The 24,457-nt window shown below is 68.1% G+C and carries 22 protein-coding genes and 1 other RNA gene; 12 read left to right on the top strand and 11 right to left on the bottom strand.

The features are described from left to right. The first annotated feature begins 133 nt into the window (after nt 1-133). Nucleotides 134-1,066, top strand: a complete 933-nt coding sequence (locus tag NU688_RS17515; RefSeq protein ID WP_257862034.1) for a DMT family transporter — start codon at nt 134-136, stop codon at nt 1,064-1,066. A 387-nt stretch (nt 1,067-1,453) separates the two neighbouring features. Beyond that, nucleotides 1,454-2,755, top strand: coding sequence for a hypothetical protein (locus tag NU688_RS17510; protein WP_257862032.1), 1,302 nt, complete (start codon nt 1,454-1,456; stop codon nt 2,753-2,755). On the opposite strand, the gene NU688_RS17505 is transcribed toward NU688_RS17510, so the two are convergent. Continuing rightward, a complete protein-coding gene (locus tag NU688_RS17505; RefSeq protein ID WP_257862031.1) occupies nt 2,752-4,200 on the bottom strand; it encodes an MFS transporter in 1,449 nt (482 codons plus the stop codon). The two genes, NU688_RS17510 and NU688_RS17505, sit on opposite strands and share 4 nt — an antisense overlap. A gap of 137 nt (nt 4,201-4,337) precedes the next feature. Between NU688_RS17505 and NU688_RS17500 the strand changes: the two genes are divergently transcribed. Next, nucleotides 4,338-5,168, top strand: a complete 831-nt coding sequence (locus tag NU688_RS17500) for a TorF family putative porin (RefSeq protein ID WP_257862030.1) — start codon at nt 4,338-4,340, stop codon at nt 5,166-5,168. Nucleotides 5,169-5,335: 167 nt separating this feature from the next. Here the strand turns inward: NU688_RS17500 and NU688_RS17495 are convergent, their stop codons facing one another. Then, a complete protein-coding gene (locus NU688_RS17495) occupies nt 5,336-6,355 on the bottom strand; it encodes a tripartite tricarboxylate transporter substrate binding protein (protein WP_257862029.1) in 1,020 nt (339 codons plus the stop codon). Between the two features lie 206 nt (nt 6,356-6,561). Here NU688_RS17495 and NU688_RS17490 point away from each other — a divergent pair, with 206 nt between their 5' ends. The 3 genes from NU688_RS17490 (at nt 6,562) to NU688_RS17480 (ending at nt 9,662) form a co-directional block, all read left to right on the top strand. After that, on the top strand, nt 6,562-8,259 hold the full coding sequence (locus NU688_RS17490; protein ID WP_257862028.1) for an MBL fold metallo-hydrolase: 1,698 nt from the start codon (nt 6,562-6,564) through the stop codon (nt 8,257-8,259). Next, nucleotides 8,256-8,981: an RNA pseudouridine synthase gene (locus NU688_RS17485; protein ID WP_257862027.1), complete on the top strand. Its 726-nt coding sequence runs from the start codon at nt 8,256-8,258 to the stop codon at nt 8,979-8,981. Before NU688_RS17490 ends, NU688_RS17485 begins: the two co-directional genes overlap by 4 nt. 108 nt (nt 8,982-9,089) lie before the next feature. Beyond that, nucleotides 9,090-9,662: a hypothetical protein gene (locus NU688_RS17480; RefSeq protein ID WP_257862026.1), complete on the top strand. Its 573-nt coding sequence runs from the start codon at nt 9,090-9,092 to the stop codon at nt 9,660-9,662. A gap of 10 nt (nt 9,663-9,672) precedes the next feature. Here the strand turns inward: NU688_RS17480 and NU688_RS17475 are convergent, their stop codons facing one another. The 8 genes from NU688_RS17475 to NU688_RS17440 all read right to left on the bottom strand — a co-directional run bounded on the left by NU688_RS17475 (nt 9,673) and on the right by NU688_RS17440 (nt 17,536). Next, nucleotides 9,673-10,890: a multidrug effflux MFS transporter gene (locus tag NU688_RS17475; protein ID WP_257862024.1), complete on the bottom strand. Its 1,218-nt coding sequence runs from the start codon at nt 10,888-10,890 to the stop codon at nt 9,673-9,675. Further along, nucleotides 10,887-12,356: an efflux transporter outer membrane subunit gene (locus NU688_RS17470; protein ID WP_257862022.1), complete on the bottom strand. Its 1,470-nt coding sequence runs from the start codon at nt 12,354-12,356 to the stop codon at nt 10,887-10,889. The genes NU688_RS17475 and NU688_RS17470 overlap by 4 nt, the downstream gene beginning before the upstream one ends. A gap of 4 nt (nt 12,357-12,360) precedes the next feature. Further along, nucleotides 12,361-13,284 carry an HlyD family secretion protein gene (locus tag NU688_RS17465; RefSeq protein ID WP_257862021.1) on the bottom strand — a complete coding sequence of 308 codons (924 nt, stop codon included), beginning with the start codon at nt 13,282-13,284 and terminating at the stop codon, nt 12,361-12,363. 13 nt (nt 13,285-13,297) lie between these two features. Next, entirely contained in the window at nt 13,298-13,504 is a 207-nt protein-coding gene (locus NU688_RS17460; RefSeq protein ID WP_257862020.1) for a DUF1656 domain-containing protein, read from the bottom strand. An 11-nt stretch (nt 13,505-13,515) separates the two neighbouring features. After that, nucleotides 13,516-15,624, bottom strand: a complete 2,109-nt coding sequence (locus NU688_RS17455; RefSeq protein WP_257862019.1) for an FUSC family protein — start codon at nt 15,622-15,624, stop codon at nt 13,516-13,518. Further along, nucleotides 15,625-16,071, bottom strand: a complete 447-nt coding sequence (locus NU688_RS17450; RefSeq protein ID WP_257862411.1) for a MarR family winged helix-turn-helix transcriptional regulator — start codon at nt 16,069-16,071, stop codon at nt 15,625-15,627. A 168-nt stretch (nt 16,072-16,239) separates the two neighbouring features. Beyond that, an RNA gene (rnpB, locus tag NU688_RS17445) (RNase P RNA component class A) lies at nt 16,240-16,597 on the bottom strand. Nucleotides 16,598-16,741: 144 nt separating this feature from the next. Further along, entirely contained in the window at nt 16,742-17,536 is a 795-nt protein-coding gene (locus NU688_RS17440; RefSeq protein WP_257862018.1) for a helix-turn-helix domain-containing protein, read from the bottom strand. Between the two features lie 111 nt (nt 17,537-17,647). On the opposite strand from NU688_RS17440, the gene NU688_RS17435 reads away from it, so the two are divergent. The 6 genes from NU688_RS17435 to NU688_RS17410 all read left to right on the top strand — a co-directional run bounded on the left by NU688_RS17435 (nt 17,648) and on the right by NU688_RS17410 (nt 23,452). Beyond that, nucleotides 17,648-18,544 (top strand): DMT family transporter, encoded by an 897-nt coding sequence (locus tag NU688_RS17435; protein WP_257862016.1) that lies wholly within the window; start codon nt 17,648-17,650, stop codon nt 18,542-18,544. A gap of 100 nt (nt 18,545-18,644) precedes the next feature. After that, nucleotides 18,645-19,565, top strand: coding sequence for a cysteine synthase A (gene cysK, locus NU688_RS17430; protein ID WP_257862015.1), 921 nt, complete (start codon nt 18,645-18,647; stop codon nt 19,563-19,565). A 71-nt stretch (nt 19,566-19,636) separates the two neighbouring features. Continuing rightward, a complete protein-coding gene (locus tag NU688_RS17425; protein WP_257862013.1) occupies nt 19,637-21,283 on the top strand; it encodes an NAD(P)/FAD-dependent oxidoreductase in 1,647 nt (548 codons plus the stop codon). Further along, on the top strand, nt 21,283-21,843 hold the full coding sequence (locus NU688_RS17420) for a VUT family protein (RefSeq protein ID WP_374684661.1): 561 nt from the start codon (nt 21,283-21,285) through the stop codon (nt 21,841-21,843). Before NU688_RS17425 ends, NU688_RS17420 begins: the two co-directional genes overlap by 1 nt. Before the next feature lie 9 nt (nt 21,844-21,852). Beyond that, entirely contained in the window at nt 21,853-22,476 is a 624-nt protein-coding gene (locus tag NU688_RS17415; RefSeq protein ID WP_257862012.1) for a flavin reductase family protein, read from the top strand. A gap of 64 nt (nt 22,477-22,540) precedes the next feature. Beyond that, entirely contained in the window at nt 22,541-23,452 is a 912-nt protein-coding gene (locus NU688_RS17410) for a ProQ/FINO family protein (protein WP_257862011.1), read from the top strand. A 94-nt stretch (nt 23,453-23,546) separates the two neighbouring features. Here NU688_RS17410 and htpX read toward each other — a convergent pair whose 3' ends face one another. After that, on the bottom strand, nt 23,547-24,419 hold the full coding sequence (htpX, locus tag NU688_RS17405; protein ID WP_257862010.1) for a protease HtpX: 873 nt from the start codon (nt 24,417-24,419) through the stop codon (nt 23,547-23,549). Nucleotides 24,420-24,457 lie beyond the last annotated feature (38 nt).

Genomic DNA, 24,457 nt, shown 5'->3' with positions numbered 1-24,457 from the left:
CTTTTTGAGAAAGCATCGAGCCGGGTTGTCGTGAGACAGCGTACCCAGATTCGGGCGCGCGGTCATCACCGCCGCGCACGATTCGTTCCAGGCCGAAGTGTTCGTGCCGCCCGGTCGCGATGATCGACGCACCATGCACATGACCGCACTCGATACAGCCACCAAACCCCGCCCCCACCTCGCCTTCGAATGGGCGCTGCTCGCGGTGCTCGCGACCTGCTGGGGCGCCTCGTACACCTTCATCAAGATAGGCGTCGAGACGCTGCCGCCCGTCACGCTGGTCGCGGCGCGCACGCTGGTCGCCGGCCTGCTGCTGCTCGCGGTGCTGCGCATGCGCGGCGTGAAGCTGCCGACCGAGCCCGCGATGTGGGGCCGCTTCGCGCTGCAGGCGTGCCTGAACAGCGTGCTGCCGTTCACGCTCATCGCATGGGCCGAGCGCAGCGTGGATGCCGGGCTCGCGACCATCCTCAACTCGACGTCGCCGATCTTCATCTTCCTGCTGGGCCTCGGCATGGGCGGCGCGGACAAGCCCACGCTGCGCCGGCTGTTCGGCGTGGGCGCGGGGCTGGCGGGCATCTGCCTGATCGTGGGCTTCGAGGCGCTGCACGGCCTCGGGCATTCGCTGCTCGCGCAGATCGGTCTGGTGGCGGCCGCCGTGTGCTACGGCTTCGCCGCGATGTTCGGCCGCGTGTTCAAGGGGCTGGACCCGATGGTGCCGGCCGCGGGCTCGCTGCTGAGCGGTGCGGCGATGCTGCTGCCCGCGAGCATCGCGATCGACAGGCCGTGGACGCTCGCGCCTTCGGCTGCATCGGTGATGGCGGTGCTGGCGTTGGCCATGCTTTCGACGGCCCTTGCCTTCACCATCTACTTTCGCCTGATCAAGACGCTCGGGCCGATGTCCACCGCCGCACAGGCGTACCTGCGCGTGCCCATCGGGGTGACGATCGGCGCGGTGTTCCTCGGCGAAGCGCTCTCGCCTACTGCGTGGGTCGGGCTTGCGTGCATCGTGGCGGGCGTGGTTGCGATGACGATGCCCGCGCACAACACTCCACCGGCCGGGCGCTGAGCCTTCACTGCTGGTTCATTTTTTTCCGCGCGGATGCGTCCGTTCGGAAACCCGTGGCGTAAGTGAAAGCAGGACAACCGCCCGTTACCTTCGATGCGCAAGCGCCTCTGATCGGCACTTCGGCCCGAATGCAACATCGTTGCATTTTTCAGGAGCGCCCGGCACCGTGCCATTGGCACAGATGTTGCAAATGAGCGCCTGCACTTGTTGTGCTTCATTAACAATATTCAGGGAGTTGCCTACATGGCTCATCAACGCAAGGTTGATTCGGAAGAACCGTCTGTGCAAGGAACACGGCGGCGTTCGTTGCTGAGGGTCGGCCTCGCGCTGCCTCTCGGGTCCACCGCATTGCTGGTGGCATGCGGCGGTGGCGGTAACGGAGGTGGAATGTCGTTCGTCCCCGTGGCCTCCGAGCCACCACCGGCGCCGACTCCGGAGACCGCGCCTCCTGCACCCGCCCCCGTCACGGTGGAGACCCCGCCGGTCGATCCCCCGCCACCCAAGCCCGTGGAAAAGGCGGTGAAGAACATACGTGTTCTCAACTTCCAGACGCCCACCTACACGCAACCCGCCGACCAGCGCCTGAAGAGCGAAGACATCAAGACCTATACGCAGCGGGCCCTGCAGGCCAAGTTCGCGCTGCTTCGCGACGCCCTGACGGCAGGCCTTCCAAAGAAGAGCGCGCCGACCGATCTTTGCTACTTCGTGGTGCCGGAGTTCTTCTGGAACGTGAACTGGGATGCGGTGCAGAAAGAAGACGACATCAGGGTTTTCTCGGCGACCTGTGTCGTCGAAGTACAGAAGCATGTGCGTGCCTTGATCGCGCTGTTCCCGCAAGAGCAATACGGCAAGCTGGCACTGCTGCCGGGGACGGCGCAGGTGCTGATGAAGCAGCTTGTCAACGCCGGCCCTGCGCCCCTGTCCGATGACGAGAGCGTTGACGACGAGGATCTGCCGCCCTACGAAGCGCTCAACTACGTGCTTGTGATCGACAACTTCAGCAAGGCCAATCCCGATGGCAGCCGGCCCATCTCGATGTGGCCCAAGCGCAATGTGTCGGGGATCGATTTCTATACGTATGGCAGGACGACCGTCATGAAAGATGGCCGGGCGTATTGGAAAGTCCGACTGGGCCCTTTCAATATCCTCGTACTGAAGAAATCCACGACAACGGCCGTGACCCTTGCGGACGGGAAGGAAATCAAGGCCTTCGACAACGACCCCCTCGGCGGCGTGCCTTTCGGCGTGGACGTGTGCCTCGACTACGCGCTGGCGTACACAGAGGAGGAGTACCTCCGGATGTCGCAGATCGAGGACACGAACTACATCATCGACTTCCTGATCGCGTGCGGCATGACGGCCGACCCGTCCACGCACAAGTACCTTCCCTCGGTGCAGTACATCGTGCGCAACGACGGCATGAACGCGACCTACCCACCACCCTACGAGTCGTACAGCACCTACGGTACCTGCGAGATCTTCAAGCTCTCCGCGCCGGAGGACAAGGACGGCATCGCCCTGAGGCCGGTCAACGTGATGGTTCCCCAAACCCAGGTTGCCAGCCCGGGCCCGAACAGCATCCTCTTCGACTCCTACTTCGACGTTCATCCGTTGGGGCAGTACCCGAGCACGGACCTTCCCACCGAGCCGCTTCCCTCCCTGATCACGCCGCCGCCCCCATCCGCCTAGGCTGCGCGCACCATCGACGGTCTTCGCAGCAGCAGCCCCGCCACCAGCAGGCCGGCTGCCGCGAAGACGGCACAAGCGACAAAAGACGCCTGGTAGCCGTGGTTCAGTGCCACGACGGTGCTGCCCACGGTGAACGACACCGCCACCGTCGCCACCACGGCGGCGCCGAACGCGCCGCCCAACTGGAATGCGGCCGTGTTGAGCCCCGAGGCCAGCCCCGACTCCGCGCCAGTCACGCCCATCAACGCGGCGATCGAGGCCGCGACGGCACATGAACCCAGCCCCGCACCGAAGATGAACAAGCCGAAGAAGATATCGCCGAAGTAGGTGCCCTCCACGCGGATGCGGCTCAGGAGCAGACTGGCAATGCCGAGCAGCAGCATCGCGACCATCGCCACGCGGCGAAACCCCACGCGCGTGACAAAACCCTGCCCGAAGGTCGAGCCCACCACCGCCATCACGGTGAGCACCGCGGTGCCGAGCCCGAACTGCATCGCCGAGTAGCCGAGCACCTTCTGCGCATAGAGCGACACGGTCGTGCCCACGCCCCATGCGGTCATGCCGAGCACGAGCATCAGGAGATTGCCGCCTACCAGCGTGCGCGAGCGAAAGATCGCGAGCGGCACCAGCGGCGCAGCCGAGCGTGCCTCGATCCAGACGAAGAGCGCGATCAGCACCGCGGCCGCGGCGAACCCGCCCAGCGTCTGCCCGCCGAGCCACCCGACAGCCGGCGCCTCGACCAGCGCGTAGACCAGCAGCATCAGCCCCGCCGTGATGGTGAGCGCGCCGGCCGGGTCGTAGCGGCGCGGATGCGTGCGCTCGTCGGCGCGGCTCTCGCGCAGCAACACGGGCGCAAGCAGCATCACCGCGCCCGCCACCGGCACGTTGATGTAGAAGATCCACGGCCAGCCCAGCGAGTCGGCCAGCGGACCGCCGATGAGCAGCGCCGACGTCGCGCCCACGCCGCCCATGCCCGACCAGATGCCCAGCGCCTTGTTGCGCTCGGCGCCCTCGCTGAACGTGGTCATGAGGATGGAAAGCGCCGAAGGCGACATCACCGCCGCCGCCACGCCCTGCAGCACGCGCGCCACGATCAGCACCTGCGGCGATGTAGCGAGCCCGCAACCCAGCGAGGCCAGCAGGAACAGCCCCGTGCCCAGCATGAACAGGCGCCGCCGCCCCAGCAGGTCGGCCATGCGCCCGCCGAGCAGCAGCAGGCCACCAAAGCTCAAGAGGTATGCGCTCATCACCCACTGCACGCGCCCCGGCGAAAAGCCCAGCGCCCGCTCGATGGACGGCAGCGCCAGGATGACGATCTGCGAATCGAGGATCACCATGAAGTAGGCGGTGCACAGCACGGCCAGCGCTTTCCAGCGGCGTGGATCGGGCCCGTTCGCGACTGCGGACGAAGCGGCGGCAGGGGAAGAGGTCTTGAAGGTGTTCATGGCCAGTAGTCGAACGGCAACCGCCCGGATCGACATGCGCGCTCAAAACTTTTGCGCCCGGGCCCTGTTTTTTTACACGGCTTTTAGACGCCTCCTCCTACGCTGCCGGCTCCTCTATCCGTTAGCGATTTCTTTCGATGAAACACCTTATCCGCATCGCCCTGCCGGTGATCCTTCTCCCCACCCTCGCCGCCCTGCCGATGCTCGCGAGCGCACAGCTCACCGGCAACGTCGCGCTGACCAGCAACTACAAGTTCCGCGGCCAGGACCAGGACATGCTGGGCCGCAACGACTACGCCAAGACCAGCGGCTTCAAGCCCGCCATCCAGGGTGGCCTGGACTACGCCTTCGGCGAGAGCGGCTTCTATGTGGGCAACTGGAATTCGAGCGTCAACTGGCTCAAGGGCAACAGCCTGGAGAGCGATTTCTACGGCGGCTACAAGTTCAAGGCCGGCCCGCTCGACCTGGATGTGGGTGCGCTCACCTACGTCTACCCCGGCAATTCGTCGGGCAACACGACGGAGCTCTACGGCAGCGCCGGCTACACGAACGAAGCGATCGGCTCGTTCACGCTGAAGTACTCGCACACGGTGTCGAAGGACTACTTCGGCTACGCGGGCAACAAGGCCGGCTCGGGCCTGAAGGGCACCAACACCGGCTACCTGAACCTGGCCTACAGCAAGGAGATCGCGCCCAAGCTCACGCTGAAGGCGGCCGTGGGCTACACGAACATGTCCAGCGACATCCGCAGTCTCGGCTACAAGAACTACGTCGACTACAACGTGGGCGCCTCGTACGACTTCGGCAACGGCCTCTCGCTGGCCGGCTCGGTGCAGGGCGCGAACAAGAAGACCTCGTACACCGCAGTGAGCAACCCCGGCGTGGACTTCGGCTTCGGCACCTTCGGCCGCGAAACCTATTCGCCGAACAAGGCCCGCTTCATCGTGACGTTGACGAAGACGCTGTAGGGCCAGCCGTCAGAGCACTGGCGCCAGCCGCACACCCGCAGCGTGCCCATGTGCGCAGGGCGTCGGGTGCTCCACGCAGCGAAATAAAGGAGGAGCGAAGCGGGGGACATTCGCGGAGGGGAGCACCCGGTGGCCTGCGCACTCGCCCCGAACACAAGCCGCACCAATCAGTCGATGCTGATGTTCGCAGCCTTCGCAACCTCCGCCCACTTCACACGGTTCTCATGCACGGTCTTCTTGAACTGTGCAGGCGACTCGATGCGGATGGTGTTCCCCTGTGCCTCGAACTTCTCGCGAATATCAGGCTGCTCCAGCACCGCCTTCACCGCGGCATTGAGCTTGTCCACGATCTGCGGGTCCGTGCCCTTGGGCGCGAAGATGCCGAACCAGATCGAGCTGTCGAAACCCTTGGTGCCCGGCACGCCGCTGGAGGCGATGGTGGGCACTTCTTTCACCGCCGCCACCGGCGCGGCCGTGGTCACGCCCAAGAGGCGCACCTTGCCCGCCTTGTAGTGCGGCAGCACCGTCTGCACCTGGTTCATGATGCAGCAGGTCTCGCCGCGCACCACTGACGTGATGGCCTCGGGGCCGCCCTTGTACGGCACATGCACCATGTTCAGCCCGAGGCGCGAATTGAACTCGGCAAACGCCATGTGCGTTCCGGCTCCATTGCCTGTAGACGCATAGTTGTATTTGCCGGGGTTGGCCTTGACGAGGTCGACGAACTCCTTCAAGGTCTTCACGTCGATCACGCTCGAATTGACGGTGAGCACGTTCGACACGTCGAGCACCGGCGCCACCGGCACGAAGTCGGTCTCCACGTCGAAGGGTAATTTCTTGTAGAGCGCCGCGTTGCTGCCATGCGTGGCGGCCGTGCCGAACGAGAGCGTGTAGCCATCGGGCTTCGAATGCGCCACGTACTCACTCGCGATGTTGCCGGCTGCGCCCGAGCGGTAATCGATGATGACCGGGCGGCCCAGCTGCCTGGCCAGCGGCTCCTGGATGGTGCGGGCGACCACGTCGACGCCCGAGCCGGCCGGAAAGCCCATGATCAGCGTGACGGGCTGCTGCGGCCAGTCGTGCTGGGCGAAGGCGGCCGGTGTCGCGGCGGCGCACAGGGCCGTGGCCAGGAGCAGCGAACGGCGTGACCACAGAGAGAAAAAGGGAGAGGAACGAGAATGGGCCATGACTGTCTTTCTGCGAGACCGACGGTGTGGACGGTACAGACGATGCAAAAAGCGGATTGTGGCGCGCAAATCATCGGAGTACCTTCGTGCTCCGCACTGCGGTGCGAGCTTGCTTGGGGCGGCCCGGCGCGGCGCTCATGCCCGTTCCCCCATGATCTTATGCACCGCGCCCCACGCGCATCGCACCCGCTCCCCATAATCACCCCATGGTCCGCTTCTCCCAACTGATTCACCCCGCACGCGAGCCCGCGCCCGTGCGCGCCGCCGCCACCGTGCTGCTGCTGCGCGACACGCCCGCCGGCATCGAGGTGCTGATGACCCGCCGCTCGGCCACCGCGAGCTTTGCACCGGGCGCCTACGTTTTCCCCGGCGGCCACATCGATGCGGCCGACGAGGCCGCCAAGCGCATCGCCACCCGCCGCCCCACCCAGAGCCGCGCGCAGCGCACCCAGGCGATCGCGGCGATTCGCGAGGCTTTCGAGGAACTGGGCGTGCTGCTCGCACACCATGCCGACGGGCGCCCCGTGAGCGCCGAAGACATCGCCGCCATGGACCGCGGCGCCACCGCGGGCACCGGCTTCGCCGACCAGTGCGCGGCGCGCGGGCTGGTGCTGGCGTCCGACCAGGTGTTCACCTTCGCGCACTGGATCACCGACCGCGACCTGCCCAAGCGCTTCGACGTGCCCTTTCTCGTGGCACGCATGCCCGAGGGCCAGGTGCCCACGGCCGACGAGAGCGAGCAGTTCGAGCCCAGCTGGGTGCGCCCCGCCGATGCACTCGCGCGCCATGCGGCGGGCAGCTTCTTCATGATCTTCCCGACAGTGCGCACGCTGCAGCGCATGGCGGCCTACGCCACGGTCGATGCGGTGCTGGCGGCCTGCGCGCCCGGCGGCAACGGCGAGGCGCCCCTATGGACCAGCTGCCCGCGCGCCGGCCTCCTCAAGGGCGAAGACGTGCGCTACATGGAAAGCGATTCGCCCTACGGCGAGCTCGCGCTGGTCTGCCCCGACGGCCAGGTCGTGCACGCGCTCGACTGGCAGAGCGAGCAGCCGGTGGCGCTTTTGAAGAACGTGCAGCGCCTCACCGCGCCCAACCCGAGCGCCATGACCGGCCCGGGCACCAACACCTACATCGTGGGCGATGCGACCACGGGCTACCTGGTGATCGACCCGGGCCCGAACGACTTCGACCACATCGGCCGTCTCTGGCGCCTCACGCGCGGCGACATCCGCATGATCGTCTGCACGCACTCGCATGCCGACCATTCGCCCGGCGCCGCGCCGCTGCAGGCGCTGTGCAAGGCGAAGAAACCGCCGATCCTCGGCCTGCCCTCGGCGCCGACCGCACGCGCCACGGCCCGCTTCACGCCCGAGCGCTCGCTCGAAAATGGCGAACGGCTGGCGCTCTCGGGCACCACCGCCGAGGGCGAGCCCATCACCCACACACTGCGCGTGATCCACACACCCGGCCACGCGGCCAACCACCTGTGCCTGGTGCTCGAAGAAGACGGCCTGCTGTTCTCCGGTGACCACATCCTGAACGGCAGCACCACGGTGGTCGATCCGCCCGATGGCGACATGACGGCCTACCTCGATTCGCTGGACACGCTGGACGTGGCCTGTGCCGCGGGCGTCGTCGAATTCATCCTTCCGGCCCATGGCTACGTGATCGGCTTTGCACGCACTGCCATCGCGCAACTGAAGGCGCACCGCCTCAAGCGCGAGGCCAAGATCGCCGCGGCCATGCACAAGCTGCCCGAAGGCACGCCCGAGCAATGGCTGCCGATCGCCTACGACGACGTGCCCGAGCGCATGTGGCCGGTGGCCGCGCGTTCGCTGGCCGCGCATGTGGCGCGCATCCAGCAACTGCAGCAGCAACCACAACAACAAACGGGCGCCCGATGAAGAACAACAGTGCTCCCGAAGACGAAGGCATCCGCCTCGCCAAGCGCGTGGCGGCTCTTGCCGGCGTGTCGCGGCGCGAGGCCGAGCTATTGATAGAGAACGGCGCGGTACGCGTCGATGGCGTGCCCGCGCTGCTGCCGCAGTCGCGCGTGCAGGCGCACCAGCAGGTCGAAATCGCGGCCGGCGCCAAGCCCGAGCCAGTGGTGCCTGTGACGATGCTGCTCTACAAGCCGGCCGGCATGCCGACCGACAACGCCTTCAAGCTGCTGGTGGCCGCGAACCACCACGAGCCCGAGCGCGCCGGCCAGCGCTTTCTGCCGGCGCATGTGAAGGGACAGCACTGCATGACGCCGCTGGAGACCGGCGCCAGCGGCCTCGTGGCCTATACGCAGGAGTTCCGCATCGAACGCAAGCTGCAGGAAGACGCGGGCATCCTCGAGCACGAGGTGATGGTCGACGTGGCCGGCACGGTGAGCCCCGAGGTGCTCGCGCGCTTCGAGCGTTCGCCCGCGCGGGTGAGCATCGGCCGGCAGGCCGAGGACGGCAAGCAGACCGGCCTGCGCTTCGCGCTCAAGGGCGCGCGGCCCGGGCAGATCGCGCACCTGTGCGACCAGATGGGCCTGACCATCGTCGCGATGCGGCGCATCCGCATCGGGCGCGTGCCGCTCGCGGGGTTGCAGCCCGGCCAGTGGCGCTACCTGACGCCGCACGAACGCTTTTGATCATCGAAGAGCGAGAAAGAAAGAGAACAACGACGCGCCGCCTGCCTCGTGCTTGCGGCCTGAAATTTTCAGCACGCGGCCTGGCGCCGCCGACAGGGAGACCGAGCCATGACATTCAAAAGAACCAGAACCACGGCCGCCGCGCTGGCCTCCATCGTGCCCGTGGCACTGCTTGCGGGCTGCGGCTTCTTCGCCTCGCTGCAGCCGGCGCCCGCGCCCGTCGCAGCACCTGCACCGCCCGCCCCACCACCCGAGGTGGTGTCCAAGGACGGGCTCGCACCGATCACCGGCGAGCAGGTGGAGCGCATCCGCGAAGCCATCGGCGGCAAGACGCCCAGCCCGGCCGTGACCAAGGTGGTTCGCGGTGCGGCGCCGACCATCGAATCCTTCGTGCGAACCGAAGGCTGCATCACCGAGCGCAATGGCGCGGTGCTCAACCCCTTCGCGGCACCGGGCCGGCTGTTCGACGGCACCGGCTTCCAGGGTGGTCCGATGCTGCAGATGCAGTACCACGACAAGACGGCCTGCGTGACCGTCAAGCGCATCCAGAACTGGAAGATGGTGTCGCCGAAGCTCCTGCGCTTCGACGTGGTCTATGTGGGCGACGACGGCGAGGAGCACTCGATCCGCCGCCACGAGCTGATGCGCCAGCCCAAGGGCGGCTGGCTGTTCACGCGCTGAGCGTTGTTCTTCAGTCCGAGGCCGCGCCCGCGAGCTTCTTCTGATGGCGCAGCGCCACCGCGAACGACAGCTGCGCCACGATGCCCGCCCCGGCCAGCACGATGGCCGCGGCCAGCGCCGGATTCTGGTGGCCCATGCCGGCCAGCGCCGTGCACAGCGCACCCACCGCCATCTGCGTCGAACCATAGAGGCCCGAGGCCGAGCCGATGACCTGCGGGTTGACGCTGATCGCCTGCGTCAGCGCGGCCGGCGAGGCCATGCCCGCGCCGACGGTGTAGAGAAACATGGTGCCCACCGCCAGTGCCACCGACAGGTGCCCCGTCAGCACGCCGCCCAGCAGCACGAAGGCCGCGAGCACGCTGAGCGCGTTCGAGCGGATCATGAGGCGGTCGACGCGCACGCGCTGGATCAGGTGGCTCGTGAGAAAACTGCCGAGCCACACGCCCGACACCAGGATCGCGAGGTAGATGCCCGCCTCGTGCGCCGGGCGGTGCAACTGGTCCACGAAGATGAAGGGCGCGGATGCGATGAAGGCGTACATCGAGGTGGTCGCGCAGCCGCCGCCGACCGAGAAGCCAAGGAACGCGGGCGAGCGCAGCAGCTGGCCATAGTTGCGCGCGAGCGCCGATGCATCGAGCCGCGTGCCCGGCGTGCCGGTCTCGGGCAGCAGGCGCCAGGTGAAGAGCAGGCCGACGATGCCGAGCGCGAAGAGCGCATAGAAGATCGAGCGCCATCCGAGTGCGGTGGCGAGCGCGCCGCCGACGAGTGGCGCGATGCTCGGGCCGACCGTGACCATCAGGTTCATCAGCGCAAGGCGGCGCGTGGCCTCCTGCGGCCCGGCCGTGTCGCGCACGATGCTGCGGCCCAGCACGAGGCCGGCGCAGCCGCCGATGGCCTGGAACAGCCGCGCCGTGATGAGCGCATGCACATCCGGCGCGAGCGCGGCGACGAGCCCCGCCGCCGAGTAGAGGCCGAGCCCGAACAGCAGCACGGGGCGCCGGCCGAAGCGGTCGGCCATCGGGCCGTACAGCAACTGCCCCACCGCGAGGCCGAAGATGTAGAGGCTCACCGTCATCTGCATCGCGCCCATGCCGGCGCCGAGGTTCTTCGCGGCGATCGGCAAGGCGGGCACGAAGATGTGCATGGCCAGCGTGCCGCTGAAGGTGACCAGCGCGAGCAGCCACAACGGCGCGTGCGGGCGTTGCGACGGCGTTTCTGTCGAGGTCATTGCTTCACGGTCGCCGTGTTCCTGTCGAGTACGACGGCGCTGGACTCATCGGGCTCCCAGCCGCCGCCGAGGGCCATGAACAGCACCACCTGGTCATCGGCCAGCTGCGCTTCGCTCGCTGCCAGGGCCGCATCGCTCGCCGCGAGCGAGCGCTCGGCATCGAGTGCGTCGAGGTACGCGGTGCGGCCGTTCCGGTAGAGCTGGCGGGCCTGCGCCGCGACCTTCGCGCTTTCGTCGCGCGAGGCCTGCAGGGCGGCGCGGCGGTCGAGCTCGCGGGCGTAGGTGCCGAGCGCGGTTTCGGTTTCGCGCAGCGCGGTGAGCACGGTGCCGTCGAACCTGGCGAGCGCGCCGCGCGTGCCGGCCTCGGCCTCGGCGATGCGGGCCTGCGCGATGCCGGTGTTGGGAATGGTCCAGGAGATCAGCGGGCCCATGCTCCAGCTCATCGTGTCCTTGCGGCCGAAGTCGGTGGCCGGGCCGGCGGACGAGGCCGAGAGGCCGAGCGTGACCTTCGGATAGAGATCGGCCGTGGCCACGCCGATGCGCGCGGTCGAGGCGGCGAGGCTGCGCTCGGCCTGGCGGATGTCGGGGCGGCGGCGCAGCAGGGCCGCGCCATCGCCCACGGGCAGCGTGCCGGCCACGCGCGGGGGCACGGTGCAGTCGGCGACTTCGCGCGGAAAGTCCTGCGGCAGTGCGCCGGTCAGCGTCGCGAGCCGGTAGAGCGCGCCTTGGCGCTCGGCCTTCAGCGGCGGCAGCGCGGCGTTCAGTTGCTCGAGCTGCGCACGCGCGCGGCCGGTGTCGATGGCGCCGGCACGGCCTGCGCGCTGCAGGCGGTCGGTGACGTTCACGGCGTCCTGCTGCAGCGCGACGGACTTCTCTGCGATCTGCAGGCGCAGGCCCGTCGAGCAGGCCTCGGCATAGGCGCGCGCGGTGCCGGCGGCGACATTCACGCGCACGAGATCGAGTGCGGCCGCAGCGGCCTCGGTGTTGGCGCCGGCCGCTTCGATGCTGCGACGAATCTGGCCGAACAGATCGACCTGGTAGGACAGCGATGCACCCGCGCTGTAGTTGAAGCGGCTCGGCGGCTCGTAGCCCTTCTGCAGCAGCGAGAGGCCTGACACGTGGCCGAACGAAGGGCCACCGCTCACGCCCAGCGTGGGGCGCTCGGCGCCGGCCACTTCGGACTCGATGGCGCGCTCGCGTTCGAGGTTCGCCACGGCCTGGCGCAGGTCGGTGTTGTGCGCAAGGGCTTGCGTGACGAGCTTGTCGAGCAGCGGGTCGTGGTACAGGCGCCACCAGTGCGGGGGCAGCGGCGCGGCATTCGCGGGCGCCTCGGCGAAGGGACGCGCGGCAGCGGGCTGGCTGGCGAGCGCCTCGGGCGGCTGCTTGTAGTCGGGGCCGACCGCTGCGCATGCGGCGAGCCCCGCGGCGACCGCCAATGAGGCCAAGCGAAAGGCGAAGCGGGTCATGGATTTATCCCTTCTGCGGTGCGGTGGCACCGCGGGCGACGACGCGATCCAGCACCTGCACGGTCACGGTCTGGCCTGCCACGAGCCGCGCGCCTTCGGGCAGCGGATCGAGCTTCACACGCACCGGAATGCGCTGCGCGAGCCGCACCCAGTTGAAGGTCGGGTTCACGCTCGGCAGCAGGTTCGCGCTGGTGGAGCGGTCGCGGTCGGCAATGCCGGCCGCCACGCTATCGACCGCGCCTTCGAGCACCGCGCCGCCGCCCATGGGCGTGACGCGCACGCGGTCGCCCAGGTGGATGCGGGGCAGCTTCGTTTCCTCGAAATAGCCTTCGACGTAGAACGACTGCGCATCGACCAGCGCGAGCACCGGCCGGCCCGCCGCGGCGTAGCTGCCCTGGCGCAGGTCGAGGTTGGTGACGAGGCCGTCGGCCGGCGCGCGCACCTGGGCGCGCTGCAGGTTGAGGCGCGCCGAATCGAGCGCCACTTCAGCTTGCGCGACGGCGGCCTGCATCTGCTCGACGCGCGAACGCGTCTGTTCGCGCGATTCCTTGGAGACGAGTTCGTCCAGGCCGGTGTTGCGGGCGTTCTCGCGCTGCACCTGCGCGCTCGCGGCGCGTTGCGCGGAGAGCGCGGCCTGCGCCTGGCGCACGGCGAGGTCGTAGCGGGCACGGTCCACCTCGAACAGCAGCGTGCCGGCGGCGACCGATTGGTTGTCCTGGATCGGCACGGCGGTGACGAGACCCGACACGTCGGGCGCGATCTGGACCACGTTGGCGCGCACGCGGCCGTCGCGCGTCCACGGCGCGAGCTCGTAGTGGTCCCAGAGCCGGAAGCCGGCCCAGACGGCCGCGGCCACCACGGCCACGGTGAGGAGGACGCGCACCAGGCGCTGTACCCGGGGGTTGTCTGCGGAAGAACTGGCTGTCATGGAAATCTCTTCGTCATTGAAGGTGTGAGGTGAGGCCGCTCAGCGCATAGAGCAGCAGCAGGTAGAGCGCCATGTCGAACAGCGCCGGGTGCCACACCCAGCGGTAGAGGCCGGTGGCCGCGAGCAGGCGGCGCACGCCCCAGAGCGCGAGCAGCGCACCGGCGGCGAGCACCATGAGCCATGGCAGGTAGAGGCCGTAGAAACTGGCTTCGCCGATCATGCGGAAGCTCCTTAGAGGACTGCGGTAGGGGCCGCCGCGAGCGAAGGCGGCGCGTCGGGGAACAGGTTGCGGCGCAGGCCCACCAGCGCGGTGACGGCGGAACGCGACGCTGAAGAGGTGTCGCGCGCGGCGAGCACCGCGTTGAGCGCTTCGTCGATCTGCGGCAGCAGGCCCTGCGGCCGCGGCGCCATGCGGCCCTCGCCGCGCTGGCGGAAGAAGCGCGAGATGCCGCCCAGCAGCGCGGCCGAAGTGGCCAGTGGCAACTGCGCGCGCACGCGCTGCAGCACCGCGATGTCGGCACCCATGCGCAGGTCGCGCAGCGCGTCGTTGGCGGCCACGCCTTCGACGGTGCCGCCGGCCTGGGCGATGCGCGGTGCGAGCAGGCCGATGCGGTCGAGCATGCGCACCGCATAGGCATCGCTCTGCGCGTACTGCGGTTGCGACGAGGCAGCCATCTCGCCGAGCTCTCGCCAGGTCGCGCGCTGGATGCGGCGCGCGCTCCAGTCCGCGCCCACCGAGCGCACGAGGCGCGTGACGCGGGCCGCGACCAGCACGCCGACGATCTGGCCGACCATGCTGTTGATGAAGCTCACGAGGTCGGCGCTGGCGGTGTCGTGCAGCGCGAGCGTGCCGGCCACGCCGAAGACCATCGCCATCGCGGGCATGAAGTGCGTCGGCCGCGGCAGGTAGAGGCCCAGCACCAGGAAGAGCGGCGCGCAGATCGCGACCAGCATGCCGAAGTCCTGCACCGTGGGCATGAGCACCAGCACGTAGACCGCGGAAATCGGAACGGACCACAGCGTCCATTTCAGGAAGCCGTGGATCGCCGGCACCGGATCGTCCATGGTCGCGAAGAAGCAGCAGAAGACCGCGGCCATCATGGTGGCAACCGAGCCCATGGTCCAGCCGGTGAAGATCCAGAACGCGCCGCAGAGGCAGATGGCGATGACGGCCGCGAGTGCGGAGAGCAATGCCATGCCGTAGTCGCGGTGCAGCGCACGGTTGCCGAGGGCGGCGGTGCGGCGCAGCGGGGCGGCGCCCTTGAGGCCTTCGTCGATGTCCAGGCGCAGTTGGGCACAGGCGGTCCAGCCGTCTACGAGTTCTTCGAGGCGGCCCGCGAGGCCGATGCGCAGGGCGCGGCCCCAGGCGGTGGGTTGCGCGCCGTTGTTGGATTGCGGTGTGGCGCTCAGTGCGGCGATTGCATTGCGCAGGGCTTGCAAGCGCTCGGCGCGGGAGGTGATGTCGCTCGCAGGCTCGGCTTCTGCGCGCAGCCATTGCGCAGCCTGCGCGAGCACGGCCGCCACGTCGGGCGCGAGCGCGCCTTCGGCCTGTTCGAGCGCGCGCAGCCGGTCTTCGACGGCCGAGAGCGCGGGCGTGAGCGCGGCGACTCGATCCTGCATGGTGCGGATCGCGCCTGCGGTCCAGCGCAGGTGCGTGGTGTCGAAGGGCACGTGGGTGGAGAGCAGGCGCAGCTGCGTGATGTCGCCCGCGAGGCGGCGGCGGTCGTCGTCCAGGCGCTTGGGGTCGGCATCGCTCTTGCGGCCGGTCGGCTGCAGCAGGTCGCCGAGCCACTTGCGCGCGTCCTGCAGCGTGCGGTCGAGCAGGCCCAGCACGGTCGGCGCGAGCCCCGTGGGCAGCACGAGGCTGTGGACCAGCGTGGCGCAGAAGATGCCGAGGCCAATCTCCTCGACGCGCGCCACGGCGGTGTCGAACAGCACCAGCGGCGTCTGCACCGACGGAAAGCCGATCAGCGCGGCCGTGTAGCCCGCGAGCATGAAGACGTACGAGCGCGGCGTGCGGTCGAAAAGCGAGATGCACAGGCACAGGCCCACCCACAGCGCGAGCACCAGCGTCAGCAGCTCGGGCGCGTTGGAGAGCGCGGGCACCAGCAGCACCGTCGCCGTGCTGCCGATCAGCGTGCCGACGAAGCGGTACACCGCCTTGGAGCGCACCGCGCCGGCCAGCGGATGGGCCACGATGTAGGTGGTCATGAGCGCCCAGAACGGACGCGGCAGGCCGGCGCGGCTGGCCAGGTACATCGCGAGCATCGCGGCGGCGAAGCTCTTGCCGGAAAACAGGAACTCCGCGCGGCTGAAGCGCGGCAGGCGGAGCGCGGTCATTTACTTGCGGCCTTCCTGTTGCGTTGCCAGCGCGTTGCGGCCCAGGCGCTCTTCGAGCGTGGCGAAGACGCGCAGGCACGCGGCGACGTCTTCGTCGGTAATGCCTTCGAACAGCGTGTTGCGCATCTCGCTCAATGCGGCTTCGATGGTGGCGCAGGCGGTCACGCCGGTGGGTGTGAGGTGCAGGGTCTTGGCGCGGCGGTCGGCTGGGTCTTCGAGGCGTTGCACGAAGCCCGCCTCGACCAGCTGATCGACCGAGCGCACCAGCGACGGCCCTTCGATGCCCAGCACCTCGGCGAGCACGCCCTGGCGCATGCCGTCGCCCATGCGCCCGATCATCACGATGGGCCAGGCCAAGGTCTGAGACACGCCGACGTGGGCCACCGCCTTGTCGGCCACGGCACGGTAGGAGCGCTGCAGCGTGGACAGCGACATGCCCAGGTGCATGAGCGCGTGTTCGCGGGTCTGGGTGGTTTGGGGGGTGGTCACGTCGGATAGCAATTAGTTAGCTTGCTATCTATTATACGGGTAACTACCGATCCGTGCAGCAGCAACGCTGGCGCCCGCCTCGGGCGCCGGAAAACCGGGAAAGAAAAAACGGGGGAAAGAAGAAAAGTGTGAAGCCCGCCGATAAGCCGGATTCTGTGCACCGAAGGCCTCTTGCGAAGCCCTCGGCGTGACCGCCATTACTCTGGGCCGTTTGTCACCAAACGGCTCGATGCCACCTACCCGCCAGCTCAGCGGAACCACCTCGATACTGGCCTACTTGGTGTTGCTGCGCGCAGAGATTGCCCGTTTCACCCGAACTCAATCGGCTCGTCTCTGTTGCTCTGATCCTCACCTCACGGTGGAGAGTCGTTAACTCCTGCGCTGTCCTGTGCAGTCCGGACGTTCCTCCAGTGCGGTCTTTCGACGCGGCGCCCTAAGGCGTCGCCCCTTTCGGGCTTGCACCAGCGGCGGTCTGGCGTGCTTCACCGTTCGATTATCGCCTCATGCCCAAAGAAGCTCGCTCTGCATCAGGGATACCGCGGAACCGGCTTTGCCGGGCCGCAGGTATCGCCCCCTGCAAGGGGGTTGGCGCAGCGACACGAAGTGCGCGAAGCCTGGGGGTGTGCCATCAGACTCCGCAGAACTCTTTTCTGTACTGCTCCGGCGTGGTGCCGGCCTCGCGCTGGAACATCGCGATGAACGCCGATGCGGTGCTGTAGCCCAGGTCGAACGCGATCTCCTGCACGGTGCGGCCCGCCTCCAGCGCATCGATCGCGCGCAGGAAGCGCAGCCGCTGGCGCCAGTCGCCGAAAGACATGCCCAGTTCGCGCTGGCACTGGCGCGCGAGCGTGCGCTCGGTCATGTGAACGCTCTCGGCCCATTCGGCCAGCGAGCGGTGGTCGCCGGGGTTCGCCTGCAGTGCCTCGAGCACCGTGACGAGTGCCGGTGCGGCAGCGGCCGGCAGATAGCTGCGCTGCACCTCGGCCACGGCGAGCTGGTCGACCACCACGTAGGCCAGCCGCAGGTCGGCCGGCGTCGAAGGCACATGCACGTCGCGCGCCGCGAAGTCGGCCAGCACGCTGCGGATGATCGGGCTGATGCGCACCGTGCAGGGCTCGGAAGGCAGCCGTTCGCACAGGTCGCGCGTGATGTAGATCGAGCGGTAGACCACCGCGTGCCGCAGCGTGCAGCTGTGCACCACCGTCGGCGGGATCCACACCGCGTACTGCGGCGGCGAGAGAAAGCGCAGGCCCTCGGTCTCCATCTGCATCGTGCCGTGCGCGGCGTAGTTCAGGTGGCCCCAGGTGTGGCTGTGCGGCGCGGCCCGCACATCCGCGCCGAACTCGTCGTAGCGGAAATAGAAGGGCCCCGCCATCCCCTCGACGTTCTGGATCTGGACAAAGCGCATCGCGGGCGTGGCCATTCGGTGCTCCAGGCGACGAAGGTCCGGAATTCCGGACGATATGTCCTGATCGAGCTATATGCCTCAGGACGGACGAACGGATGATAGCCCTGCACTCCAAGGACCGTCTCCATGTGGCTCTATGCCTTCCCCCTGCTCGCCGTCGTCATCTGGTCGGGCAACACCGTCGTCAGCAAGATGGCTGCGGGCGCCATCGCCCCGGCCGAGATCAGCTTCTACCGCTGGCTGCTGGCGGCCGTGCTCTTCACGCCCCTGGCGCTGCGGCCAGTGCTGCGCAACTGGGCCGCGATCCGCCCGCAGCTGGGCCGCATCGCGGTGCTGGGCCTCCTGGGCATGGTGGTCTACCAGAGCCTTGCCTACTACGCGGCCTACATGACCACCGCCACGCACATGGGCATCATCGGCTCGCTCACGCCGATGATGGTGCTGGCGCTGTCGATCCTGCTCCTGGGCCAGCGGCTCACGGCCGGCGCGGTGGCGGGCTCGCTGGTGTCGATCCTGGGGGTGCTGGTGGTGGTGTCGTCGGGCGACCTCGGCATGCTGATGCAGAGCGGCGCCAACATGGGCGACGGGCTGATGCTGCTGGCCATGCTGGCCTACGCCGTCTACGTGATCCTGCTCAAGCGCTGGGGCATGAAGGACGTGCCCGCGCTGCAGCTGCTCTACCTGCAGATCGTGATGGCCGTCGTCGCGTTGCTGCCGCTCTACCTGCTCACGCCGAAGATCGGCCTCTCCGCCGCCAACCTGCCGCTGATCGGCTTCGCGGGCCTGGGCGCCTCGATGGTCGCGCCGCTGGTGTGGATGCACACGGTGGCCCACATCGGGCCGAGCCGCGCGAGCATGTTCTTCAACCTGATCCCGCTGTTCACCGCGGTGATCGCGGCCGCCGTGATCGGTGAATCGCTCGCCGCGTACCACGCGGTGGGCGGGGTGCTGACAGTGGCCGGGGTGCTGCTGGCCGAACTGTGGAAAGCGCCGCTGCGGAAGCACTCGCTCGCCGGGTCCTGAGATCGTCATGGGGTCTTGGCGCGGGTCGCACTTGCGCCGCGCACCTGGTCTCACAATGCGCGCTGTCCGTCCGACAAACGCATCCAAGGAGATCCATTCCATGAAGGCCCAGAACATCCTCCAGACCATCGGCAACACGCCGCACATCCGCATCAATCGCCTGTTCGGCAATGCGAAGCAACAGGTGTGGATCAAGTCGGAGCGCGCCAATCCCGGTGGCTCGATCAAGGACCGCATCGCGCTGTCGATGGTGGAAGACGCCGAGAAGTCCGGCGCGCTCAAGCCCGGCGGCACCATCGTCGAGCCCACCTCGGGCAATACCGGCATCGGTCTCGCGATGGTGGCGGCCGTCAAGGGCTACAAGCTGATCCTGGTGATGCCCGACAGCATGTCGATAGAGCGCCGCCGCCTCATGCTGGCCTACGGCGCCACCTTCGATCTCACGCCGCGCGCCGGCGGCATGAAGGCCTCCATCGCCCGCGCCGAGGAGATCGTGGCCGGCACGCCCGGCGCGTGGATGCCGCAGCAGTTCAACAACCCCGCCAACGTCGAAGTGCATGCGCGCACCACGGCCGAGGAAATCGCCGCCGACTTCCCCGACGGCATCGACGTGATCATCACCGGCGTGGGCACGGGCGGCCACATCACGGGCGTGGCACGGGTGCTCAAGAAGAAGTGGCCGAAGCTGCAGGTGTTCGCGGTGGAGCCGGTGGCCTCGCCGGTCATCTCCGGCGGCGCGCCGTCGCCGCACCCGATCCAGGGCATCGGTGCGGGATTCATCCCGAAGAACCTCGATACCTCATTGCTCGACGGCGTGCTGCAGGTCGATGCCGAACCCGCCCGCGAAATGGCCCGCCGGTGCGCGCAGGAAGAAGGCATCCTCGTGGGCATCTCTTCGGGTGCCACGCTCGCGGCCATCGCGCAGAAGCTGCCGTCGCTCGCGCCGGATGCGGTGGTGCTGGGCTTCAACTACGACACGGGCGAGCGTTATCTCTCTGTCGAGGGTTTCCTGCCGGCCTGATCCAGCTATCTCTTTCATAGCGCCCTGGCGCGTAAAATCCGCGGTCTGCTTGATAACCACAAGCCACCGCCATGCTGCGAATCTCCGAACTCAAACTCCCGCTCGACCACGCGCCCGATGCGCTCATCACCCTGATCGCCCGGACGCTCGACGTCCCGCTCGAAGCGATCGCCTCCCACACCGTCTTCAAGCGCAGCTTCGATGCGCGCAAGGTCGACCTGCTCACGGTCTACATCTGCGACGTGCAGCTGGCAGATGCAAAGCGCGAAGCCGCATTGCTCGCCAAGCACGCCGGCCATCCGCACATCCAGCCCGCGCCCGACATGCGCTACACGCCGCCGGCCAATGCGCCCGAGGGCACGAGCCGCCCAGTGGTGATCGGCTTCGGTCCCTGCGGCATCTTCGCGGCACTGATGCTCGCGAAGATGGGCTTCAAACCCATCGTGCTCGAACGCGGCAAGACCGTGCGCCAGCGCACCCGCGACACCTGGGGCCTGTGGCGCAAGAGCGTGCTCAATCCCGAGTCGAACGTGCAGTTCGGCGAAGGCGGTGCGGGCACCTTCTCCGACGGCAAGCTCTACAGCCAGATCAAGGACCCGCGTTTTCTCGGCCGCAAGGTGATGGAAGAGTTCGTGAAGGCCGGCGCACCGCCCGAAATTCTTTATGTCGCGCATCCGCACATCGGCACCTTCAAGCTGGTGAAGGTGGTGGAGAACATCCGCGAGCAGATCGTTGCGCTCGGCGGCGAGATCCGCTTCGAGCAGCGCGTGACCGACGTGCGCATCGAAGACGGCCAACTGCGCGCCCTCACCGTGCTCGACCAGACCACCGGCGAGAGCAGCGAACTGCGCGCCGACCACGTCGTGATGGCCCTGGGCCACAGCTCGCGCGACACCTTCGCGATGCTGCACGAACGCGGCGTTCACATCGAGGCCAAGCCCTTCTCGATCGGATTTCGCGTCGAGCACCCGCAGGGCCTCATCGACCGCGCGCGCTGGGGCCGGCATGCGGGCCATCCGCTGCTGGGCGCGGCCGACTACAAGCTGGTGCACCACGCAAGCAACGGCCGCTCGGTCTACAGCTTCTGCATGTGCCCGGGCGGCACGGTGGTCGCGGCCACCAGCGAGCCGGGCCGCGTGGTCACCAATGGCATGAGCCAGTACTCGCGCAACGAGCGCAACGCCAATGCGGGCATCGTGGTGGGCATCGATCCGAAGGACTTCCCCGGTGATGCGCTCGCGGGCATCGCGCTGCAGCGCGATCTCGAATCGAACGCCTACCTGCTCGGTGGCAGCAACTACCACGCGCCGGGGCAACTGGTCGGCGACTTCGTGGCCGGCAAGCCCTCGACCGCGCTCGGCAGCGTGACGCCTTCGTACAAGCCCGGCGTGACACCGACCGACCTGCGCGAGGCCCTGCCCGCCTACGCCATCGAGGCGATGCGCGAGGCCTTCCCTGCCTTCGGTCGCAAGATCAAGGGCTTCGATACGCACGACGCGGTGCTCACCGGCGTCGAGACGCGCACCTCGTCGCCGATCCGCATCACGCGCGGCGACGATTTCCAGAGCCTCAACGTGCGTGGCCTCTACCCGGCCGGCGAAGGCGCGAGCTATGCGGGCGGCATTCTCTCGGCGGGTGTCGACGGCATCAAGGTGGCCGAAGCGGTGGCGCGCAACGTGCTCGCCGCGGCCGAACGCGAACGCACGGCGAACGTCTGATGCAGATCACGTCGTTTGCTCGCCCCACCGCCGGCCAGTTCGCCGTCGCCACGCTGGCCATGGCCGCGGTGGTGCTCGCCTCCAACATCCTGGTGCAGTTCGCCATCAACGACTGGCTGACCTGGGGCGCCTTCACCTACCCGGTGGCGTACCTCGTGAGCGACCTCGTCAACCGGCGCTTCGGCCCCGGCATGGCGCGCCGCGTGGCGTGGGTCGGCTTCGCGGTGGCCATCGCCGCCTCGCTGATGCTCGCGCCGATGCGCATCGCGCTCGCGTCGGGCCTGGCCTTCATCGCTTCGCAGCTGCTCGACATCCGCGTGTTCGACCGCCTGCGCCGTGGTCTCTGGTGGCGTGCGCCGCTGGTGGCAACCGTAATCGCGGCGGTGCTCGACAGCATCGTGTTCTGGGGCATCGCCTTCGCAGGCACTGAGGGCCCCTGGCTCACCTGGGCCGCAGGCGACCTCGCGGTGAAGCTCGGCGTGGGCGTGCTGATGCTGCTGCCGTTCCGGCTGCTGATCGGGCGGCAGGCCGCGCGTGCATCGTCGGCCCTGAGCCACTGAGGAATCGCAATGTCCAGCGACGACTTCCACTACTACGAACCGGCCAAGGGCCACGGCCTGCCGCACGACCCGTTCAACGCGATGGTCGGCCCGCGCCCCATCGGCTGGATCTCGTCGCAGGACGAGAACGGCGTGCTGAACCTCGCGCCCTACAGTTTTTTCAACGCCTTCAACTACACGCCGCCGATCGTCGGCTTCGCCAGCATCGGTGCGAAGGACAGCCTGCACAACATCCGCCAGACGCGCGAGTTCGGCTGGAACCTCGCCACGCGCCCGCTGGCCGAGCAGATGAACCGCTCGTGCGCGATGGTGCCGCCCGAGGTGAACGAGTTCGAGCTTGCCGGCCTCACGCCGGTGGCTTCGAAGCAGATCGCCGTGCCGCGCGTGGCCGAGAGCCCCGTGTCCTTCGAATGCCGTCTCACGCAGTTGATCCAGCTCGAAGGCGTCGATGGCGTGCCGGTGCAGACCTGGCTCGTTCTCGGTGAAGTGGTGGGCGTGCACATCGCGCGCCACCTGCTCAAGAACGGCATCTACGACACCGCGGCGGCGCAGCCCATCCTGCGCGGCGGCGGCCCGGCCGATTATTTCGAGATCAGCCCCGACAATATGTTCAGGATGTTCCGGCCGCGCTGACAGCGCGCAACCGGCTTTCTGTTGTTCCTCTTTTCATCCATCGCGCCCACCGCCGATCCCACGTATGACCGACGCATCCACCGCCGCCCCGAACACGAACGCGCGCAACGCACGGCGCCAGCGCCCGGACCTCGCCGAGCAGTTGCAACAGCTCAAGGCCGGCACGGGCGACGGCACTGCAGCGCCCGAGGCGCAGCAAGCGCCGCAGCAACAGCAGCAACGCCCCCCGCGCGAGAAGAAGCCACGCCCACAAGGCCAGCAGCCCCAGCAGCAGGCCCGCAAGCCCCAGGCGCAGCAGCAACAACAACCCCAGCGCGCGCCGCGCAAGGTCAACCCGGTGCTCGAGCGCCTGTTCGAGCTCTACCCGCAGCTCTTCGGCGCACGCTTCGTGCCGCTCAAGCTCGGCGTGTACGAGGAGCTGATCGCGCGCCATCCCGAAGACTTCAAGGCCGAAGACCTGAAGATCGCGATGGGCCAGCACGCACGCTCCACCCGCTACCTCGAAAGCGTGGCCGCCGGCCTCGCGCGCCATGACCTGGACGGCAACGCGCTCGACCCGGTCGCGCCCGAGCATGTGCACCACGCCATCCTCGAGCTGCACCGCCGCCGCACGCATCGCAACCCCGGCGAAGACCTGCGCCCGCAGCTCGTGGCGCGCATCGCCAAGGCGATCGAGGCCTCAGGGCTCGACCGCGAAGCCTATGCCGTGCTCGTGCGCTCGCGCGATGCAAACAACAACGCGGTAGTCGACGAGGCACTGGCCGAGCTTGCCCAGCAGGCCGCCAAGCGCGAGGCGCTGCTGCGTGCCTTCGAAGCCAGTGGCCGCACCGAGCAGGAGTTCGCCGAGATGTACGGCATGAAGCCGGGCGAGGTCGCGCGCACGCTGCAACACGCACGCGCAGAGCGGCAGGCGCCGGCTGCTGCCGTTGCAGAACCGGCAGCACCGGTCGAGCCTACCGAACCCGCTGCCGACTAACACGCCCGATGCACCCGGGCCTCAACAGCCCATAAAAAAACCGCCACGCAAAGCTGGCGGTTTTTTTACGTCCGGCGGCAACGCCGGGTTCGTGTCAGCGCGCGTTCTGCAGCGCAGCAATGCGCTCTTCGATCGGCGGGTGCGTCGCGAACAGCTTGCCGATGCTGCCGGTGATGCCCATGGCTTCCACCGCCTTGGGCAGTTCGCCGGCGGGCAGGCCGCCCAGGCGCGCGAGCGCGTTCATCATCGGCTGCTTCTGGCCCATGAGCGCGGCGGCGCCGGCGTCGGCGCGGAACTCGCGCTGGCGCGAGAACCAGGCCACCACCATCGCAGCGGCAAAACCGAGCACGATGTCCAGCACGATGGTGCTCACGTAGTAGCCGATGCCGGGGCCCGACGAGCGGTCGTCGCCGCGGCGCAGGAAGCTGTCGACCGCGTAGCCGATCACGCGCGAGAGGAACACGACGAAGGTGTTCATCACGCCCTGGATCAGCGCCATCGTGACCATGTCGCCGTTGGCGATGTGCGCCACCTCGTGGCCGATGACGGCCTCGACCTCTTCGCGCGTCATGTTCTGCAGGAGGCCGGTGGACACGGCCACGAGCGACGAATTCTTGAAGGCACCGGTGGCGAAGGCATTGGGCTCGCCCTCGAAGATCGCGACCTCGGGCATGCCGACGCCGGCCTTGTCGGCGAACTTGCGCACGGTGGCGACGATCCAGGCCTCGTCGGGCGACTGGGGGTTGTCGATCATGCGCAGGCCCGCGGTCCACTTGGCCATCGGCTTGCTGATGAGCAGCGAGATGAACGCGCCGCCGAAGCCCATGATGAGCGCGAAGCCCAGCAGCGCCGTCAGGTTCAGGCCGTTCTTGGTGAGGAACTGGTTGACGCCGAGCAGGCTCGCGACGATGCCGAGCACTGCGACGACCATCACATTGGTCAAAACGAACAGAAGGATACGTTTCAAGTTGAATTCTCCGTGGGGAACTGCCGCTCAGATGAGGG

The organism is Variovorax sp. ZS18.2.2 (assembly GCF_024701975.1).
Classification (GTDB): domain Bacteria; phylum Pseudomonadota; class Gammaproteobacteria; order Burkholderiales; family Burkholderiaceae_C; genus Variovorax.
The sequence above is the reverse complement of the archived record's forward strand: the minus strand, read 5'-3'. Positions and strand labels throughout refer to the sequence as shown.

Bases quoted from the DNA above. Each gene is read 5' to 3' on its own strand.
- NU688_RS17490 (WP_257862028.1), top strand. From the start codon at position 6,562: ATGGTCCGCTTCTCCCAACTGATTCACCCCGCACGCGAGCCCGCGCCC.
- NU688_RS17420 (WP_374684661.1), top strand. From the start codon at position 21,283: ATGCAGATCACGTCGTTTGCTCGCCCCACCGCCGGCCAGTTCGCCGTC.
- NU688_RS17500 (WP_257862030.1), top strand. From the start codon at position 4,338: ATGAAACACCTTATCCGCATCGCCCTGCCGGTGATCCTTCTCCCCACC.
- NU688_RS17450 (WP_257862411.1), bottom strand. From the start codon at position 16,071: ATGCACCTGGGCATGTCGCTGTCCACGCTGCAGCGCTCCTACCGTGCC.
- cysK (WP_257862015.1), top strand. From the start codon at position 18,645: ATGAAGGCCCAGAACATCCTCCAGACCATCGGCAACACGCCGCACATC.
- NU688_RS17495 (WP_257862029.1), bottom strand. From the start codon at position 6,355: ATGGCCCATTCTCGTTCCTCTCCCTTTTTCTCTCTGTGGTCACGCCGT.
- NU688_RS17510 (WP_257862032.1), top strand. From the start codon at position 1,454: ATGTCGTTCGTCCCCGTGGCCTCCGAGCCACCACCGGCGCCGACTCCG.
- NU688_RS17440 (WP_257862018.1), bottom strand. From the start codon at position 17,536: ATGGCCACGCCCGCGATGCGCTTTGTCCAGATCCAGAACGTCGAGGGG.
- NU688_RS17515 (WP_257862034.1), top strand. From the start codon at position 134: ATGCACATGACCGCACTCGATACAGCCACCAAACCCCGCCCCCACCTC.
- NU688_RS17475 (WP_257862024.1), bottom strand. From the start codon at position 10,890: ATGACCTCGACAGAAACGCCGTCGCAACGCCCGCACGCGCCGTTGTGG.
- NU688_RS17460 (WP_257862020.1), bottom strand. From the start codon at position 13,504: ATGATCGGCGAAGCCAGTTTCTACGGCCTCTACCTGCCATGGCTCATG.
- NU688_RS17410 (WP_257862011.1), top strand. From the start codon at position 22,541: ATGACCGACGCATCCACCGCCGCCCCGAACACGAACGCGCGCAACGCA.
- NU688_RS17435 (WP_257862016.1), top strand. From the start codon at position 17,648: ATGTGGCTCTATGCCTTCCCCCTGCTCGCCGTCGTCATCTGGTCGGGC.
- NU688_RS17470 (WP_257862022.1), bottom strand. From the start codon at position 12,356: ATGACCCGCTTCGCCTTTCGCTTGGCCTCATTGGCGGTCGCCGCGGGG.
- NU688_RS17505 (WP_257862031.1), bottom strand. From the start codon at position 4,200: ATGAACACCTTCAAGACCTCTTCCCCTGCCGCCGCTTCGTCCGCAGTC.
- NU688_RS17425 (WP_257862013.1), top strand. From the start codon at position 19,637: ATGCTGCGAATCTCCGAACTCAAACTCCCGCTCGACCACGCGCCCGAT.
- NU688_RS17415 (WP_257862012.1), top strand. From the start codon at position 21,853: ATGTCCAGCGACGACTTCCACTACTACGAACCGGCCAAGGGCCACGGC.
- NU688_RS17480 (WP_257862026.1), top strand. From the start codon at position 9,090: ATGACATTCAAAAGAACCAGAACCACGGCCGCCGCGCTGGCCTCCATC.
- NU688_RS17465 (WP_257862021.1), bottom strand. From the start codon at position 13,284: ATGACAGCCAGTTCTTCCGCAGACAACCCCCGGGTACAGCGCCTGGTG.
- NU688_RS17485 (WP_257862027.1), top strand. From the start codon at position 8,256: ATGAAGAACAACAGTGCTCCCGAAGACGAAGGCATCCGCCTCGCCAAG.
- NU688_RS17455 (WP_257862019.1), bottom strand. From the start codon at position 15,624: ATGACCGCGCTCCGCCTGCCGCGCTTCAGCCGCGCGGAGTTCCTGTTT.